The following is a 16,268-nucleotide window of genomic DNA, read 5'->3' on the forward strand; positions in this document are numbered from 1 at the left end:
GTTGAGTTACATTTTTAACTTTGGAAGTTTTTGGGGCCAGCTCTAACTTCTGGTTCTTTGTTAGATCTGTACTCTTTACTAAAAGGATTGTTTTTAGCTATTTTGTAGGCAACTTTATAAAGTTGATTTGTTTTGTTTTCTAATGATGCGTTGTAATTATCAAAATTAGTATCTGTTGTAAATCTATCTAATTGATGTTTTATCTCTAAAGCATATTTGTAGTCTAAATTAGCATTATCTGTGGGTTTGTTTAAATCGTAAACATCTAAACTGTAGTGGTAAACAACATCTTTGTTTTGTTGATTTTTAGAACTGTTTTTTAATAGAAACGAGTTATTTTTTATTAAAATATTTCTAATATTATCAACAGGAACTTCACTAAAATAAGATATTTTTAAAGTACCATTTTTAACTTCTTTAATGTTAATGTGAGAAACACCTATATTTAGTAATTTCTCTTTTACATCAGCAATGGTATGGTTTATATAATTACTGTTATTTTTTGTGTTTACAAACTCTAATACAATTTCTTGATTAGGGATTGATCCCTGCTCATGAAACGCACCAAAAAGTGTAAATATTAAAAATAAAGTACTTATGTACCATTTCGCTTTCATGCGTCAAATATATAAAAAAGTATGCTTATTGTATCTAGGATTTTAGAAACTTATTAAAACTTAAAAATCCAGCTTTTTAGCTGGATTTTTTAAATATCGTTATGTAAGAAATTTCTATAATTCTAATAAACCATTTGTTTTAGAAACTCCTGCTGCAGATTCTTCTAAATGAGCTTTCTCAGCATCATTTAAATGAATTGCTACAATTTTCTCAATACCGTCTTTGCCTAAAACTACAGGTACACCAATGCATAAGTCATTTAAACCATATTCTCCTTGTAATAGAGTAGAGCAAGGGTAAATTTTCTTTTGGTCGCAAGCAATAGCTTGTACCAAACCAGAAACAGCTGCACCAGGTGCATACCAAGCAGAAGTACCTAATAAACCTGTTAAAGTAGCTCCACCAACCTTGGTATCTTCTTTTACCTGGTTTAATCTTTCGTTAGAAATAAATTCAGAAACAGGTACAGAATTTCTTGTAGCTAATCTTGTTAAAGGTACCATTCCTTTATCTGAATGCCCGCCAATTACCATTCCGTCAACATCAGAAATAGGTGCTTCTAATGCTTCTGCTAATCTGTATTTAAAACGAGCAGAATCTAATGCGCCACCCATACCAATAATTCTATTTTTTGGTAATCCAGTAGTTTTATGCACTAAATACGTCATGGTATCCATAGGGTTAGAAACTACAATAATAATTGTATTTGGAGAGTGCTCTATTAAGTTAGAAGAAACAGTTTTTACAATTCCTGCGTTAATACCAATTAATTCTTCACGAGTCATACCAGGTTTTCTAGGAATACCAGAAGTAATAACACAAATATTAGAATTTGCTGTTTTAGAATAATCATTTGTACTTCCTGTAATTTTTGTATCAAAACCATTTAAAGATGCTGTTTGCATCAAATCCATAGCTTTACCTTCTGCATAACCTTCTTTAATATCTAATAATACAACTTCAGATGCAAAATTTTTAATGGCAATATACTCTGCACAACTAGCACCTACTGCACCAGCACCAACAACTGTAACTTTCATGTTTTTTCTGTTTTTTTGTTTAATAATTTTATGCAAAAATACGGTTTTTGTTGAAGTTATCAGTTAATTTTAAGCAAAAAAAAGACATCTAAACTAGATGTCTTTTTTTTTATTTTTTTAAAAATTTATCTGATACTAATAGCTACACCTAAACTAGCAGTATTGTATTCTTGAAATGAATAAGAGCCAAATATCTTTAAAAATCCAAGGCTTAGTCTAGCACCTGCAGTTGCAGTAAAACCACTAGATTCAAAATCTAACGTATCTGGAATTGTTAAAGTTTTTGAAACAGTGTCATTTGGAGCAGGTAAACCAGTATCATAAGTACCTGTATAAGTTCCGCTCATATTGTAAGTAGAAGTACCGCTGTTATATCCAACACCACCATATAAATTGATTATTGGGAAATTTAGAGATGCAATTGCTTGAGCCGTAAATGCTGTTAAGTTGAATTCTGTTAATGCGTTTGTAACTTGCAGATTCGCAGAATTTACATCAGCAATTCCATAAACTACATCCATAGTTGTATAAGATGCAAGTAAAGATACATGTAAAGGTGTTTTGTCTAAAGGACCAAACCAATCTGTAATTTCCTTTTTAAGACCTAAACCTAACATTTTAACAGACCCATCATCCTCTCCAATACTAATTTCAGGAACAAACCTAACCATTGCTTCAAATTTCCAAGGTAAACCTACATTTAATTGTGCCATTGGTGCAGGAACTGCATTTAAAGGCAAATCTTCAGTTGCTCCTCCAGGAAAATCAAAAGTAGCACTTGCACTTTCACCGTTAATGGTTGTGTTTACTGTCATTTGTGTAGTGTTACTAGGGCCAGCAAAAGTTGATGCTTCTGTGCTGCTTGAAGATACAGAGGCTAATCCTAAAGCGCTTATATTAAATAATTCTTTTTCAGTTGGTACTAAAGACGCATTAAGACCTACTGACAAATCAAAGCCAAAGGGTTTGTGCACTTTTGCAGTGTGATACCATCCATTGTTCATAGCGTTTATAAATCCTTCCATGGCAGGACCAAAATATGCTTCCATTAGTTTTTTAGAATCATTTTTGTCAGCAAGTAAAATTGCTTCAAATCCGTCTTGAGCATTAGTGTTAATTGTTAAGGCAAATACACCTAAGAAAATTAAAATATTTTTTTTCACTTTTGTTAAATTTTGTAATGATTTTTTTGTAATAAAAATAGTTTGTCATTTTTTGTTATAAAATAATTTTACTCTTAAAATAAGGGAAACATTTATTTATTTATAAGTAGGTAAAAACCCCAACTTAAAACTGAGGTTTTTCTTTTAATTTAAAAAAAAGAGAATTTATGCATCAATATTTGCATACTTCGCATTACGTTCAATAAAGTCTCTTCTTGGAGGTACTTCATCTCCCATTAACATAGAAAAAACTCTATCTGCTTCTGTTGGGCTATCAATCGTTACTTGTCTTAAAGTTCTAAATTCAGGGTTCATGGTTGTGTCCCATAATTGCTCTGCATTCATTTCTCCTAAACCTTTGTATCGCTGAACATTTACACCACCACCAAACTTTTGTGCAATCATATCTCGTTGATTGTCATCCCAAGCATATTCTCTTTTTTGTCCTTTTTTAACCAAATATAAAGGAGGTGTTGCAATGTAAATGTAACCTTGCTCTACCATTTCTCTCATATATCTAAAGAAGAATGTTAATATTAAGGTAGCAATATGTGATCCATCAACATCAGCATCACACATAATTACTACTTTATGATAGCGAACTTTAGACAAATTTAAAGCTCTTGGGTCTTCTTCTGTTCCAATAGAAACACCTAAAGCAGTAAACATGTTTTTGATTTCTTCGTTTTCAAAAACTTTATGTTGCATTGCTTTTTCTACGTTCAAAATTTTTCCACGAAGTGGTAAAATTGCTTGAAAGTTTCTATCTCTACCTTGTTTGGCTGTTCCACCTGCAGAATCTCCTTCAACTAAGAAAATCTCACATTGTGCTGGGTCTGTTTCTGAACAGTCAGATAATTTACCAGGCAAACCACCAATAGACATGACTGTTTTACGTTGCACCATTTCTCTGGCTTTACGTGCTGCATGTCTTGCAGTTGCAGCTAAAATTACTTTTTGAACAATGGTTTTTGCATCATTAGGGTTTTCTTCTAAGTAGTCTGTTAACATTTCTGAAACAGCTTGTGATACTGCAGAAGTAACTTCTCTATTTCCTAATTTTGTTTTGGTTTGTCCTTCAAATTGAGGTTCTGCTACTTTTACAGAAACAATAGCTGTTAAGCCTTCTCTAAAATCGTCTCCAGCAATTTCGAACTTTACATTTTTAAGTAATCCAGATTCATCGGCATACTTTTTTAATGTACTGGTTAAACCACGTCTAAATCCAGATAAATGTGTTCCACCTTCGTGTGTATTAATATTGTTTACATACGAATGTAAATTTTCTGCATAAGAAGTATTGTACACCATAGCAACTTCTACAGGAATACCATTTTTTTCACCTTCCATAGAAATTACATTGGCAGTTAATTGCTCTCTTGTAGAATCTAGGTATTTAATAAATTCTGGTAACCCTTCGTCAGAATGAAATGTTTCTGAGATAAAGTTTCCTTCATCATCGGTATTTCTTTTATCTGTTAAAGTGATGGTAATACCTTTGTTTAGGTATGCTAACTCACGCATTCTTGTAGCAAGCGTTTCGTAATTGTACTCTGTAGATTGTTTAAAAATAGACTTATCTGGTAAAAAAGTAACAATAGTACCTGTAAAATCGGTTTCTCCGATAGTTTTTACTGGGTATAAAGTTTTTCCTTTTTCATACTCTTGTTGCCAAATTTTACCTTCTTTATGAACTGTAGCTGTTAAGTGGTCAGATAGTGCGTTTACACAACTTACACCAACCCCATGTAAACCACCAGAAACTTTGTAAGAATCTTTATCAAATTTACCACCAGCACCAATTTTGGTCATTACTACTTGTAAAGCAGAAACACCTTCTTTTTTATGGATTCCAACAGGTATACCACGTCCATTATCTCTTGTGGTTATAGAATTGTCTTCGTTAATGGTAACTTCTATGGTGTCACAATAGCCACCCATGGCTTCATCAATAGAGTTATCTACAACTTCATACACCAAATGGTGTAAACCGCGTATTCCAACATCTCCAATATACATAGAAGGGCGCATTCTAACATGCTCCATACCTTCTAATGCTTGAATACTGGAAGCATCATATTCTTTTTTAATTTCGTCGCTCATTATAAAAGTGAATTATTTATTTTTAGGTTGATAAAACTCGTTAAACGAATTTTCTAAGTCAAATTTACAATTTTTAATCCCTTTTTCAAGTGTTTTTAGCGATTTGCTTTTAAAATTATCAACATTTGTTAAAAACAAAAAAGTGCCTTAAAAGCTCTGAAAAGCATCTTAAAATAGATTTTTATAATTTTCTTATTTTTTACTTTTGTAAGAATTAAAAAAATGCGTTATAGCTTTTATTTTAAGATTTTAAAATTTATGAGAGAGAACCATTTAGTGTCAATTTGATGTAAAAAAAAGGAGTATAAACATGATGTTTGTCACAAAATTAAAAAATAGTTACCCTTAATTTTGTTCTGATGATAATGTACATAAAATGAAAATACTAAAAAATAGTTTGTTGATTGTAGTTTTACTTATTTCAACCATCACTTTAGGGCAAGAGAGAAAAAAAATTAAACCAACTGTAAATTGGAATTTAAGAGGGCAAATTTGGTTACGTTATTCAGATTTAAACGAAGGCTCTTTAATTAATAACGAATTAACAAACAGTTTTGCCGATGTTTCTATTCGCCGTTTAAGAATTCCAATTTCCTCTCAAGTTACACCCAACGTTTTTTTATATAGTATTCTAGGTGGAAATAATTATAATTTTAGAACTAAAGAGTTTCCTTTAGAGGTGTTAGATTTATACGCAGAATATACCTTTAATAGAGCTTTTGAGGTAGTTATCGGTAAATCGGGTTGGTAGGGTTTAAATAGATGGAATATCAGATCTAATAAAACACTAATGGGTTTAGACTCTCCATTGTTTACATTAAATACTGTAGAAAAAGCAGATGATATTGGTCGTTTATTAGGTATTTGGTTTAAGGGACAATTTGGTAAAATAGACTATAGATTGGTTTTTAATAGGCCTTTATTAGTTAATACGGCTCCAAATAACGAAGTTAATTTTGCTAATAATAGACCAAGAATTAAAACATCTTCTTATGTAAAGTATCAGTTTTTTGAACACGAATCTAATAAGTCTGCATATCAAACTGGTACTTATGTACAAGATAAAAAAGTATTTAACATTGGTGCAGGTTTTCAGTTTCAAGAAAAAGCTATGAGTGATGGTGATACAAGTTTAGCAATCACAAATTTGTACGCTATAAAACATTGGGCTGTAGATTCTTTTTTAAATTTACCTTTAGTTAATAATGCAGCAATTACAGCTTATTTAGGTTATTATGATTATCAATTTGGAAAAAACTATATTAGAAATGTAGGTGCAAACAACCCAACAACTGGTGGAGGTACAGATTTTAACAGAGCAGGAGTTGCGTTTCCTATGATAGGAACAGGAACAACCTGGTACATGCAATTTGGGTATGCATTTCCAAAAGATAAGGTTTTAGGGCATTCTGTAGTTGTACAACCTAATATTGCTATCCAATCTTCTAACTGGGATGTATTAAATGATCCAATGACAGTGTATGATTTTACGGTAAATTTTTTAATGAATGGTAAACATGACAATAAAATAAGTTTGGGATATCAACATCGACCAATATTTGATGCTACTACCATTCAACAAAAAGGCTATAAAGGTTTGGCAGTTTTACAATATCAGGTTTCTTTGAAGTAACATCAATCAAAAGCACTAAAAACTTTAGATTTTGAAGAACTAATAAATAATTATTCTTTAAATTATTAAATTCATAAATAAGTTTAGATATCTTAAAAAATAGTGCGTAGTCTATTTATTCTCTCTATATTTGGTGCAAAATTATAATAAATGACAAGTAATAATAACAATCGTAATTTCAATAATCCTAATTTTTAGGGCAGGAAGGTTGTTGTTTATAAATATATAAAGCCTTCCAATTTTGGAAGGCTTTTTTTCATGTCTTGAATTGATTTCGAGATAAAAAAAAATAAGAAATGAGTAAAATAATGACAGTAGACATTTTGTCTAGTATAAAAGGTGCAAAACCTTCGGAATCTGTAAATAAGCTTTTTGACGTTATTAAAAATGCCAATCAGCAAAATAATTCGAATACAACTGTACATAATAAGGTAGTTTCTTTAAACGATTTAAGAGAAGATGTAGTTGTAGAAAGCTCAGCTATAGAAAAGGAAATTATCAAAGAAAACTTTCCAAAAGAGAAAAACGGGTTTTTAGCAGTTGCTAAAGTGATAGAAGATTAATATGGAATCGCAGATATATAAAATTCATCAACAATTGATAAACAAAGAAATTTCTTGTACAGCTTTGGTACAAGAAAAATTAGATTTGTTACAACAAAATACATTCAATACGGTCAATTCACTTTTAGAGGAAACAGCTATTGAATTGGCAAAAAAAGTAGATGCAAAAATTGCAAACGGGCAAGAAATTGGTTTGTTAGAAGGGATACCATTCGGAATTAAAGATGTGTACATGGTGCAAGGAACCTATACAACTGCCAGTTCAGATTTGCTAAAAAACTACAAATCTGCCTATACAGCAACCGCTATTCAGAAGTTGCTAGACGCTGGTGCAATACCGTTAGTTAAAGAAAATTGCGATTCTTTTGGACATGGTTCATCCTCTGAAAACACCATTTTTGGAGCAGTAAAAAATGCTGTAAATCCAGCTTTAGTAGGTGGAGGTTCTTCTGGAGGTTCTGCTGTAAATGTAGCCAAAGATTATACCATATTTTCAATTGGTGGAGATACAGGTGGTTCTATTAGGCAACCTGCTGGTTATAATAAAGTGTATGGGTTAAAACCTACTTACGGTCGTATTTCTAGGTATGGCTTAATGGCATATGCATCTTCTACAGATTGTGTAGGTCCAATTGCAAAATCTATAGAAGATATTAGAATTGTATTAAATATAATGAGTGGTAAAGATGTAAAAGATCAAACTACTTATAAGTCAGATAAAATTAAAAAAGATCTAAATACATCAAACATTAAAACGGTTGGTTATTTTAGAAATTTTATTGAAAGTAAAGCAATTTCAAAAGAAATAAAAGCAGACTTTTTAGCAACAATTGATAAGATAAAAGCCAAAGGAATTGCAGTAAAAGAATTAGAATTTTTCGATTCTGATATTTTAGTATCTACTTATTACACATTAGCAATGGCAGAAACTGCTTCTAATTTATCGCGTTTAGATGGTACCAATTACGGAGCAAGAATTGAAGGTGATACTTTAAAAGATACTTATTCAATAACCCGTTCAGAAAAATTTTCTGAAGAAACAAAACGAAGAATTGTAGGTGGTAATCAAGTGTTATCTCAAGGTTTTTCTGATGAAATTTATTTGAAAGCACAAGATGTTAGAAATCAAATTTCAGCAAGATTTACAAATGATTTTAAAGAAGTAGATATCATTTTGTCTCCAGTAACCCCTCAAAATCCGCCTAAAATTGGCGACAGCTTAAAAGATCCTTTAGCTATGTATTTATCTGATGCATATACCGTTGGTTTTAGTTTGGCAGAATTACCAACCTTAACCTTACCAAAAGGAACAAATACAGGATTACAACTTACAGCAGATAAAAAAAATGATGCACATGTATTACAATTCGCTAACCTTTTAAACGATATTTTATAATGGAACTAGCGCAATTAAATGAGGCTTTAAAAGCACACGAATTAGAGTTAATCATAGGTTTAGAAACGCATGTTCGTCTAAATACCAAGAGTAAATTATTTTGCTCTTGCCCAAATGAAGAAACCGAAATACCGAATACAAATATTTGTGCTGTTTGTACAGGACAAATGGGGGTTTTGCCAGCTATAAATAAAGAAGCAATTAACAAAGCTATTTATTTTGGAAAAGCAGTAAAATCAACTTTTTCAAACGAAGTTATTTCTTGGGATAGAAAACATTACGAATATCCAGATAATCCTAAAAACATACAAATTACACAGTTTCATAACCCTGTAATTCCAGACGGACAAGTGTCTTGTTTTAGAAATGATGGAAGCCAGTTTACTGTAAATTTAACCCAAGTTCATATCGAAGAAGATGCAGCTAAATTAATGCACGAAAAGAAAATTTCGTTGGTAGATTTTAATAAAGCAGGAGTTCCATTAATAGAAATTGTAACAGATCCTTGTATTAGAAATATAGAAGATGCATCTACCTATGCACAATACATTCAGCGAATTGTACAAAACTTAGGCATTTCTGAGGCTAATTTAGAAAAAGGAGAATTTAAAAGTGATGTGTCTGTTTCTCTTAGAAAAAATCACACCTATAATTTAAATCCAAGAACTGAAATTAAAAACTTAAATTCTTTTAAGTTTATGATGGAAGCTTTAAAAGAAGAGGTAGAAAAACAATTAAATTATTACACAGAACACAAAGAATTTAGACCAGAACAAACTACGGTTTTATGGGATGCAGATTTAAAGCAAACCAAAACCATGCGTAAAAAAGAATTTGAGGCAGACTACAGATTTATCTCTGAACCAGATATTCCTTTCGTTTCCATTAAAGAGGTGGTAAATTCTATAAAAATAGATGCAAGTGCATTGCCACATGCAGTAGAATCTGTTTTAATTAAAGGTGATGTATTACCACAAGACGCAAAGTTTTTTACGGCTGATGCCACTCGTTCTAAAACATTTATGACCATAAATAATGTGCTACAAGATCCTTCTTTTGTTGCAAAAACATTGGTTAATAATATTGGTGCAGATGAGTATGAAAACATTCACGATATCAATCATTTAATTGAAATTTTTCAATTATTTAAAGAAGATAAAATTACGTCTGTTTTAGTTCAAAACGGAATTACAAGGTATTTAAAAGACAGAACTTTTGATTATAAAAAGTATTTTGATGAAAATACCATTTCAGAAGCGCAAATTGTAGCAGCGATTACAAAAGTAATTTCAGAAAATGAAGCCATTGCAAATGATATTAAAGCTGGAAACCAAGGTAAAGCAGGTATTCTTGTAGGAAAAGTAATTGGTATAATTGGTAAAGGTGCCTCAGGAAAAGTAATTCGTGAAGGAATTTTAAAGCAACTTGCTAAAAATACAGGAGGTGAGAAGTTGGAAAATGGAGGCAATAAACGTAAAGATGAAAGTGGGAAGTTAGAAGTTGGATCTAATCCAAAATCCGAAAAACAAGAAGATGAATTAACAGAAGTTCCAATCATTATAAAAGAAGAATATAGAACACATACAATTTCTCAATTATCAGAAAATTCAATTTCAGAAAAAGTAACATTGTCAGGTTGGATTTCTAGTGTAAGAGATCATGGTGAATTAATGTTTATCGATTTAAGAGATGCAAGTGGGCAAGTTTTTCAAGTACGTTTAAGTAGAGAATCTTTTCCTAATTTAGATGAATTGGTAAAACTAAAACCAGAGTCTGTAATTTCCGTTACAGGTGTGGTTGTTGAACGAAATGAAGATGATTATAATGCAGGTTTAAGAACAGGTAAAATTGAGTTAGAAACTTCTGAATTAGAAATTTTAAACCTTTCTAAAACCTTGCCTTTCGAAATAAAAAGAGCTACAAAAACAAATGAAACAGTTCGTTTTCAGTACAAATTTCTAGATCATAGAAATGACGATGTTAAAAGAGCTATCGTTAATCGTCATAAAGTCATAAAATTATTGCGTGATATTTTAGATGAAGAAGAATTCTTAGAAATTGAAACACCAATTTTAACAGCGGGTACAGACGAAGGCGCAAGAGAATTTATTGTACCAACAAGAAAGCAATCTGGTTCTTTTTATACCTTACCACAAGCACCACAACAATTCAAACAAATGTTAATGGTTGGTGGTTTTGAGAAATATTTCCAAATCGCACGTTGTTTTAGAGATGAAGACTCTAGAGGAGATCGTCAACCAGAATTTACGCAGTTAGATATAGAAATGGCCTATGCAAGTATGCAGCAAATTATCGATTTAAACACCAAAATGTTTAATGAAGTCGTTAAAAAAATATATGGTAAAAAATGGATTTTACATCCTTTTGAAGTAATTACCTATAAAGATGCCATGGATAAATATGGTTGCGATAGACCAGATTTACGATATGGTTTGCAAATGCAAGACATTACAAACATTGTAAAAGATACTACTTTCCAAGTTTTTAGTAAACCTATAGAAGAAGGGGGTATTGTAAAATGTATCAAGGTTTCTTCAGCAGAACAAGGAAACAAACGTATGTCTAAAGGTCAAATAGAAAACTTAACAGCCATTGCACAGCAACATGGTTTAGGTGGTTTGGCTTATATTATTGTAAATGAAAACGATTTGCAATCGCCAATAATTAAGTTTTTAGGCGAAGAAATTGCGGCAAATATCATAAAAACTACGAATGCTAAAGTAGGAGATATCGTGTTTTTCTCAGCAGCAGATTATGCAACAGCAAACAAAGCATTAGACGCTGTTCGCCAAGAAATGGGACGTATTTTAAAACTAATAAATCCAAAAGAATTAAGACCAGCTTGGGTAGTAGATTTTCCAATGTTCGAGAAAAATGATGACGGTAGATGGACGTTTACACACAATCCTTTTTCTATGCCAGCAGTGTACGATTTAGAAAAACACATGACAGGAAATGATGAAGAAATTGGAACCATTATTGCACAGCAATACGATTTAATCTTAAATGGTTATGAAATTGGTGGAGGTTCTGTGCGTGCACACAAAGCAGAAATTTTAGAAGCAACCTATAAAAATATGGGGTACAATAAAGAAGAAATGCTAAAAAGTGTGGGTACTATGTACAAAGCTTTTCAATATGGTGCGCCACCTCATGGAGGAATTGCTTGGGGTGTAGATAGGTTAATGATGATTTTAGAAAAGAAAGCATCTATTAGAGAGGTAATGGCGTTTCCAAAAACAGGAAGTTCAGAAGATTTATTATTTAATGCACCATCAATTTTATCTGATAAAAAGGTAGAAGAAATGAACGTGAAGATTATTAAAAAATAAAATCATTTGAAAAGGTTGCTCAATTTAAAAATCTATCTTATTTTTGTATCAATAATGAAATTAAACACAAAAAATACTTGGTGGTGGAACTCTCTTATTTAATAAGTGAGCGCTAAACCTGTATATATAAATTATAAAAAAAGGCTTATCTCACGATAAGCCTTTTTTCAGTTAAAAAATGTCTTCTCGAGCGCAGTCGAGTTGGCATCAAATTAAGAGAAATTAAAACGTTCTCGACTGCGCTCGAACTGACAATCAGTTATGAATACAATAAAATTTAAAACATTATCAAAAACACAAATTGCAGACACCATAACACCTGTTGGTTTGTATTTGCGTTTTAGAGATAAATTTGCAAATACGCTTTTGTTAGAAAGTTCAGATTACCACAGTAAAGAAGAAAGTTTTTCTTTTATTGCTATTGAGCCTGTAGTTTCAATAAAAGCAGAAAATCATCATTTAGTTTTTTCTCACAAAGAAAAAGAAATTGCAAAAGAAAAAATTGGTAGAAATTTTAATACTATTTTCGAAAAATACACCCAAAATATAGAATTAGACTGTCCTGCAGAATTAAAAGCATTTAATGGTTTGTATGGCTACACAACTTATGATTCTGTTCAGTATTTTGAAAATATTACCTTAAACGTAGAAAAAGCACCATCAGCAATTCCGTTAATGCAATACAGTTTTTACAGATTTATTATTGCCATCAATCATTTTAATGATGAAATGATTCTAATAGAAAACGTAGAAGAAGGCACAGAATCTCGCATTAAAGAAATTCAGACCATTATAGATGCACAAGCGTTTAATACCCAAAGTTTCGAAATTGTTGGTAATGAAACCTCTAACGTAAAAGGAGAAGAATTTATAGAATACGTTAAAAAAGCAAAATCGCATTGTAAAAGAGGCGATGTTTTTCAGTTGGTATTATCGCGTCAATTTCAACAAAAATTTAAAGGAGATGAATTTAATGTGTACAGAGCATTACGTTCTATAAATCCTTCTCCTTATTTATTCTTTTTCGATTATGGTTCTTTTAAGTTGATGGGATCTTCACCAGAAGCACAAATTAAAATCACTCAAGGAAGAGCTACAATCAATCCAATTGCAGGAACGTTCAGAAGAACAGGAGATATGGCAAAAGACATTCAATTGGGTAAAAAATTATCTGCAGATAAAAAAGAAACTGCAGAACATGTAATGTTGGTAGATTTAGCTCGTAACGATTTAAGCAAACATGCAGATAATGTCGAGGTTGAGGTATTCAAAGAAGTACAGTACTTTAGTCATGTAATTCACTTAGTATCTACAGTTTCAGGAAAGTTAAAAGGAAACCCAATAGAAATTGTAGGTGACACTTTTCCAGCAGGAACTTTAAGTGGTGCACCTAAATATAAAGCTATGCAACTAATTGATACATATGAAAACCAATCACGCGGATTTTATGGAGGTGCAGTAGGGATTATCGGTTTAGACGGTTCTGTGAATTTAGCCATTGCAATTCGTTCTTTTGTAAGTAAAAATAATGTTTTGTATTACCAAGCAGGAGCAGGAATTGTAATTCATTCCGATGAAGAAAAAGAATTACAAGAAGTAAATAATAAATTAGCAGCCTTAAAAAAAGCACTGATTTTGGCAGAAAATATTTAAACAGGCATTACGCTATATACAATAGGCTTTATGCTTATTGCTAATAGCTTAAAACTTATAGCATTTAAGAAAATGAACATATTAATTTTAGATAATTACGATTCGTTTACCTACAATTTGGTACACATGGTAGAAAAAATTACAGGAAAATTTCCTGCAGTTTATAGAAACGACGAAATCAGTATTGCAGATGTTGGTAATTTTGATATCATAATGTTATCTCCAGGACCTGGAATACCTAATGAAGCAGGAATTTTAAAAGAAGTAATAAAAACCTATGCAGGTATTAAACCCATTTTTGGAGTATGTTTAGGCTTGCAAGCCATTACAGAAGTTTTTGGAGGAACCATAATTAATTTAGACGACGTTTTTCACGGAGTAGCCACAGAAATGAAGGTTACAGATCCTTTAGCGGTCATTTTTAAAAATGTTTCAGAAACTTTTATGGCTGCACGTTATCATTCTTGGGCAGCAACAGACAAAGGGTTTCCAGAAGCATTAAAAGTAACAGCAAGAGATGAAGATGGTTTAATACAAGCAATCGAGCATAAAGTGTATCCAATTTCTGCAGTTCAGTTTCATCCAGAATCTATTTTAACTGATGTTGGTGAGCAGTTGGTTACAAATTTTATAGACGCTTGTAAAGTGTCTAATGCTGAACTTGATTCAGCATTATAACAAAAAGATACTGAAATAAATTCAGCATAAAATGAAACAAATTCTAAACAGACTATACAATCACGAAAGACTATCAAAATCTGAAGCAACACAAATCTTAAAAGATATTGCTGCTTCAACATATAACGACGCACATTTAGCTTCTTTTATGACGGTTTTTATGATGCGCCCGATTTCTGTTGATGAACTTTCTGGATTCAGAAACGCCTTAAAAGAATTGACTATAAAAGTCGATTTTTCTGATTACAACACTATTGATATTGTTGGAACAGGAGGAGATGGAAAAGATACGTTTAATATTTCTACATTAACTTCTTTTGTAGTTGCAGGTACAGGTCAAAAAGTGGCAAAACATGGTAATTACTCTGTTTCTTCGCAATCTGGTTCATCAGATATGTTAGAAAGTTTTGGGTATCAATTTACTAACGATGAAAATACTTTAAAAGTACATTTAGAAAAAGCAAACATTTGCTTCTTGCATGCGCCAAAATTTCATCCAGCAATGAAAGCTGTGGGTCCAACTAGAAAAGCATTGGCATTAAAAACATTTTTTAATATGTTAGGACCTTTGGTAAACCCGAGTTCACCCAAAAACCATATGTTAGGTACGTTTAATTTAGAAACTGCACGTTTGTATAATTATATTTTACAAGAAGAAAAAAACATCAATTACGGAATTATACATGCATTAGATGGTTATGATGAAATTTCACTCACAAGCGCATTTAAGTTGTTTACAAAAAAAGGCGAACAAATCATAAATCCAAAAGATTTAGGTCAGAAAAGAATTGCACAATCAGAAATATTTGGAGGAAATAATGTAGCAGATGCTGCAAAAATTTTTAAAACCATTTTAGAAGGAAAAGGTACAGAAGCGCAAAACAATGTAGTATTAACCAATGCTGCTTTTGCATTAACTATTGTTGATGAAAATAAAAGTTTTGAAACTGCTTTTAAAGAAAGTAAAGATTCTTTATTGGGTTTAAAAGCAAAACAAACATTAGAAAAATTAGTAAGTTTATAAATTCACAAGACCTTACAGGTTTTTATAACCTGTAAGGTCTATAATGAAAGCTAATAATGAAAAAAAAGAAAAACAATTTAATTCTAATTATTCCAGCATTTTTATTAATGGGAGCTGCAGTTGGCGTGCAAACAAAAGAGCTTTTTAAGCACACAATAACTGGATTAATAGTTGGTGTTATTGTTTATCTTTTTTTGAGATATAGAAATAAGAGAATGAATAATTAAAAATTTGTAATTATTAAAATGACAATTTTAGATAAAATAATCGCATTTAAAAAGAAGGAAGTTGCTAAGATAAAAGCAGAAATTCCTGTTAAAAAATTGGTAGAAAGTCCTAGTTTTGGTAGAACTACATTTTCTTTAAAAAAGTCTTTGTTAGAAGTAGGTTCTACAGGTATAATTGCAGAATATAAACGCCAATCTCCATCAAAAGGAATTATTAACGACAAAGCAACCATTGCAGAAGTTACTAATGGTTATTTAGATGCTAATGTAGCAGCACAGTCTATTTTAACAGATACCTCTTTTTTTGGAGGAACCATGGCAGATTTAATGGAAGCAAGAGTTATTAACCAACAAAAACCAATCTTAAGAAAAGATTTTATTGTAGATGGTTTTCAAATAGTTGAGGCAAAAGCTATTGGAGCAGATGTAATTTTATTAATCGCTTCTTGCTTAACATCCGAAGAATTAAAAAATTATGGAAATCTTACAACAGATTTAGGTATGGAAGTTTTGTATGAAGTTCATACGCAAGAAGATTTAGATAAGATTAACGATTTAGATAATAAAATTATTGGGATTAATAATCGAAACTTAAAAACGTTTGAAGTTGATTTAGAGCACTCTATAAAATTAGCAAATCAAATACCAGATACTTGCTTAAAACTATCAGAAAGTGGAATTTCTGACCCAAAAATAATTACTGGATTGAAAGAATTTGGATTTCAAGGTTTTTTAATTGGAGAAAATTTTATGAAAACAGACAACCCAGGTGAAGCTTGTCAAGAATTTATCAATCACATTAGATAATACACGTTAT

14 protein-coding genes are annotated in these 16,268 nt (G+C 31.3%); 10 read left to right on the forward strand and 4 right to left on the reverse strand.

Features of this window, described 5'->3' with window-relative positions; genetic code table 11:
* Positions 1 to 14 precede the first annotated feature (14 nt).
* From AC2D6T_RS02670 to gyrB, 4 genes are all read right to left on the reverse strand, one after another.
* Complete coding sequence (locus tag AC2D6T_RS02670; RefSeq protein ID WP_484680368.1) at positions 15 to 617, reverse strand: hypothetical protein; 603 nt, start codon at positions 615 to 617, stop codon at positions 15 to 17.
* 114 nt (positions 618 to 731) lie between these two features.
* Positions 732 to 1,658 (reverse strand): malate dehydrogenase, encoded by a 927-nt coding sequence (gene mdh, locus AC2D6T_RS02675; RefSeq protein ID WP_438989205.1) that lies wholly within the window; start codon positions 1,656 to 1,658, stop codon positions 732 to 734.
* Positions 1,659 to 1,783: 125 nt separating this feature from the next.
* Positions 1,784 to 2,821, reverse strand: coding sequence for a DUF6588 family protein (locus AC2D6T_RS02680; protein WP_438989827.1), 1,038 nt, complete (start codon positions 2,819 to 2,821; stop codon positions 1,784 to 1,786).
* 165 nt (positions 2,822 to 2,986) lie between these two features.
* A complete protein-coding gene (gene gyrB, locus AC2D6T_RS02685; protein ID WP_298947963.1) occupies positions 2,987 to 4,924 on the reverse strand; it encodes a DNA topoisomerase (ATP-hydrolyzing) subunit B in 1,938 nt (645 codons plus the stop codon).
* Between the two features lie 376 nt (positions 4,925 to 5,300).
* On the opposite strand from gyrB, the gene AC2D6T_RS02690 reads away from it, so the two are divergent.
* From AC2D6T_RS02690 to trpC, 10 genes are all read left to right on the forward strand, one after another.
* Entirely contained in the window at positions 5,301 to 5,675 is a 375-nt protein-coding gene (locus tag AC2D6T_RS02690) for a hypothetical protein (protein ID WP_484680369.1), read from the forward strand.
* Between the two features lie 39 nt (positions 5,676 to 5,714).
* Positions 5,715 to 6,557: a hypothetical protein gene (locus AC2D6T_RS02695; protein WP_484680370.1), complete on the forward strand. Its 843-nt coding sequence runs from the start codon at positions 5,715 to 5,717 to the stop codon at positions 6,555 to 6,557.
* Between the two features lie 296 nt (positions 6,558 to 6,853).
* Positions 6,854 to 7,120 carry a hypothetical protein gene (locus tag AC2D6T_RS02700; protein ID WP_484680371.1) on the forward strand — a complete coding sequence of 89 codons (267 nt, stop codon included), beginning with the start codon at positions 6,854 to 6,856 and terminating at the stop codon, positions 7,118 to 7,120.
* Position 7,121: 1 nt separating this feature from the next.
* Entirely contained in the window at positions 7,122 to 8,516 is a 1,395-nt protein-coding gene (locus AC2D6T_RS02705) for an amidase family protein (protein WP_484680372.1), read from the forward strand.
* Complete coding sequence (gene gatB/aspS, locus AC2D6T_RS02710; RefSeq protein ID WP_484680373.1) at positions 8,516 to 11,869, forward strand: bifunctional amidotransferase subunit GatB/aspartate--tRNA ligase AspS; 3,354 nt, start codon at positions 8,516 to 8,518, stop codon at positions 11,867 to 11,869. The genes AC2D6T_RS02705 and gatB/aspS overlap by 1 nt, the downstream gene beginning before the upstream one ends.
* 261 nt (positions 11,870 to 12,130) lie before the next feature.
* Positions 12,131 to 13,522: an anthranilate synthase component I family protein gene (locus AC2D6T_RS02715; RefSeq protein ID WP_484680374.1), complete on the forward strand. Its 1,392-nt coding sequence runs from the start codon at positions 12,131 to 12,133 to the stop codon at positions 13,520 to 13,522.
* Positions 13,523 to 13,594: 72 nt separating this feature from the next.
* Positions 13,595 to 14,200 carry an anthranilate synthase component II gene (locus tag AC2D6T_RS02720; protein ID WP_484680375.1) on the forward strand — a complete coding sequence of 202 codons (606 nt, stop codon included), beginning with the start codon at positions 13,595 to 13,597 and terminating at the stop codon, positions 14,198 to 14,200.
* Between the two features lie 31 nt (positions 14,201 to 14,231).
* Positions 14,232 to 15,224: an anthranilate phosphoribosyltransferase gene (trpD, locus tag AC2D6T_RS02725; RefSeq protein ID WP_298947956.1), complete on the forward strand. Its 993-nt coding sequence runs from the start codon at positions 14,232 to 14,234 to the stop codon at positions 15,222 to 15,224.
* A gap of 56 nt (positions 15,225 to 15,280) precedes the next feature.
* Entirely contained in the window at positions 15,281 to 15,451 is a 171-nt protein-coding gene (locus AC2D6T_RS02730; RefSeq protein ID WP_298947955.1) for a hypothetical protein, read from the forward strand.
* 18 nt (positions 15,452 to 15,469) lie between these two features.
* On the forward strand, positions 15,470 to 16,258 hold the full coding sequence (trpC, locus tag AC2D6T_RS02735; protein WP_484680376.1) for an indole-3-glycerol phosphate synthase TrpC: 789 nt from the start codon (positions 15,470 to 15,472) through the stop codon (positions 16,256 to 16,258).
* Positions 16,259 to 16,268 lie beyond the last annotated feature (10 nt).

The organism is Polaribacter sp. YIW18 (genome assembly GCF_057219325.1).

Excerpts from the sequence above, each read along its gene's own strand:
- trpC (WP_484680376.1), top strand. The coding sequence starts at position 15,470 with ATGACAATTTTAGATAAAATAATCGCATTTAAAAAGAAGGAAGTTGCT.
- AC2D6T_RS02695 (WP_484680370.1), top strand. The coding sequence starts at position 5,715 with ATGGGTTTAGACTCTCCATTGTTTACATTAAATACTGTAGAAAAAGCA.
- trpD (WP_298947956.1), top strand. The coding sequence starts at position 14,232 with ATGAAACAAATTCTAAACAGACTATACAATCACGAAAGACTATCAAAA.
- AC2D6T_RS02670 (WP_484680368.1), bottom strand. The coding sequence starts at position 617 with ATGAAAGCGAAATGGTACATAAGTACTTTATTTTTAATATTTACACTT.
- AC2D6T_RS02730 (WP_298947955.1), top strand. The coding sequence starts at position 15,281 with ATGAAAAAAAAGAAAAACAATTTAATTCTAATTATTCCAGCATTTTTA.
- mdh (WP_438989205.1), bottom strand. The coding sequence starts at position 1,658 with ATGAAAGTTACAGTTGTTGGTGCTGGTGCAGTAGGTGCTAGTTGTGCA.
- AC2D6T_RS02700 (WP_484680371.1), top strand. The coding sequence starts at position 6,854 with ATGAGTAAAATAATGACAGTAGACATTTTGTCTAGTATAAAAGGTGCA.
- AC2D6T_RS02715 (WP_484680374.1), top strand. The coding sequence starts at position 12,131 with ATGAATACAATAAAATTTAAAACATTATCAAAAACACAAATTGCAGAC.
- AC2D6T_RS02720 (WP_484680375.1), top strand. The coding sequence starts at position 13,595 with ATGAACATATTAATTTTAGATAATTACGATTCGTTTACCTACAATTTG.
- AC2D6T_RS02705 (WP_484680372.1), top strand. The coding sequence starts at position 7,122 with ATGGAATCGCAGATATATAAAATTCATCAACAATTGATAAACAAAGAA.
- AC2D6T_RS02690 (WP_484680369.1), top strand. The coding sequence starts at position 5,301 with ATGAAAATACTAAAAAATAGTTTGTTGATTGTAGTTTTACTTATTTCA.
- gatB/aspS (WP_484680373.1), top strand. The coding sequence starts at position 8,516 with ATGGAACTAGCGCAATTAAATGAGGCTTTAAAAGCACACGAATTAGAG.
- gyrB (WP_298947963.1), bottom strand. The coding sequence starts at position 4,924 with ATGAGCGACGAAATTAAAAAAGAATATGATGCTTCCAGTATTCAAGCA.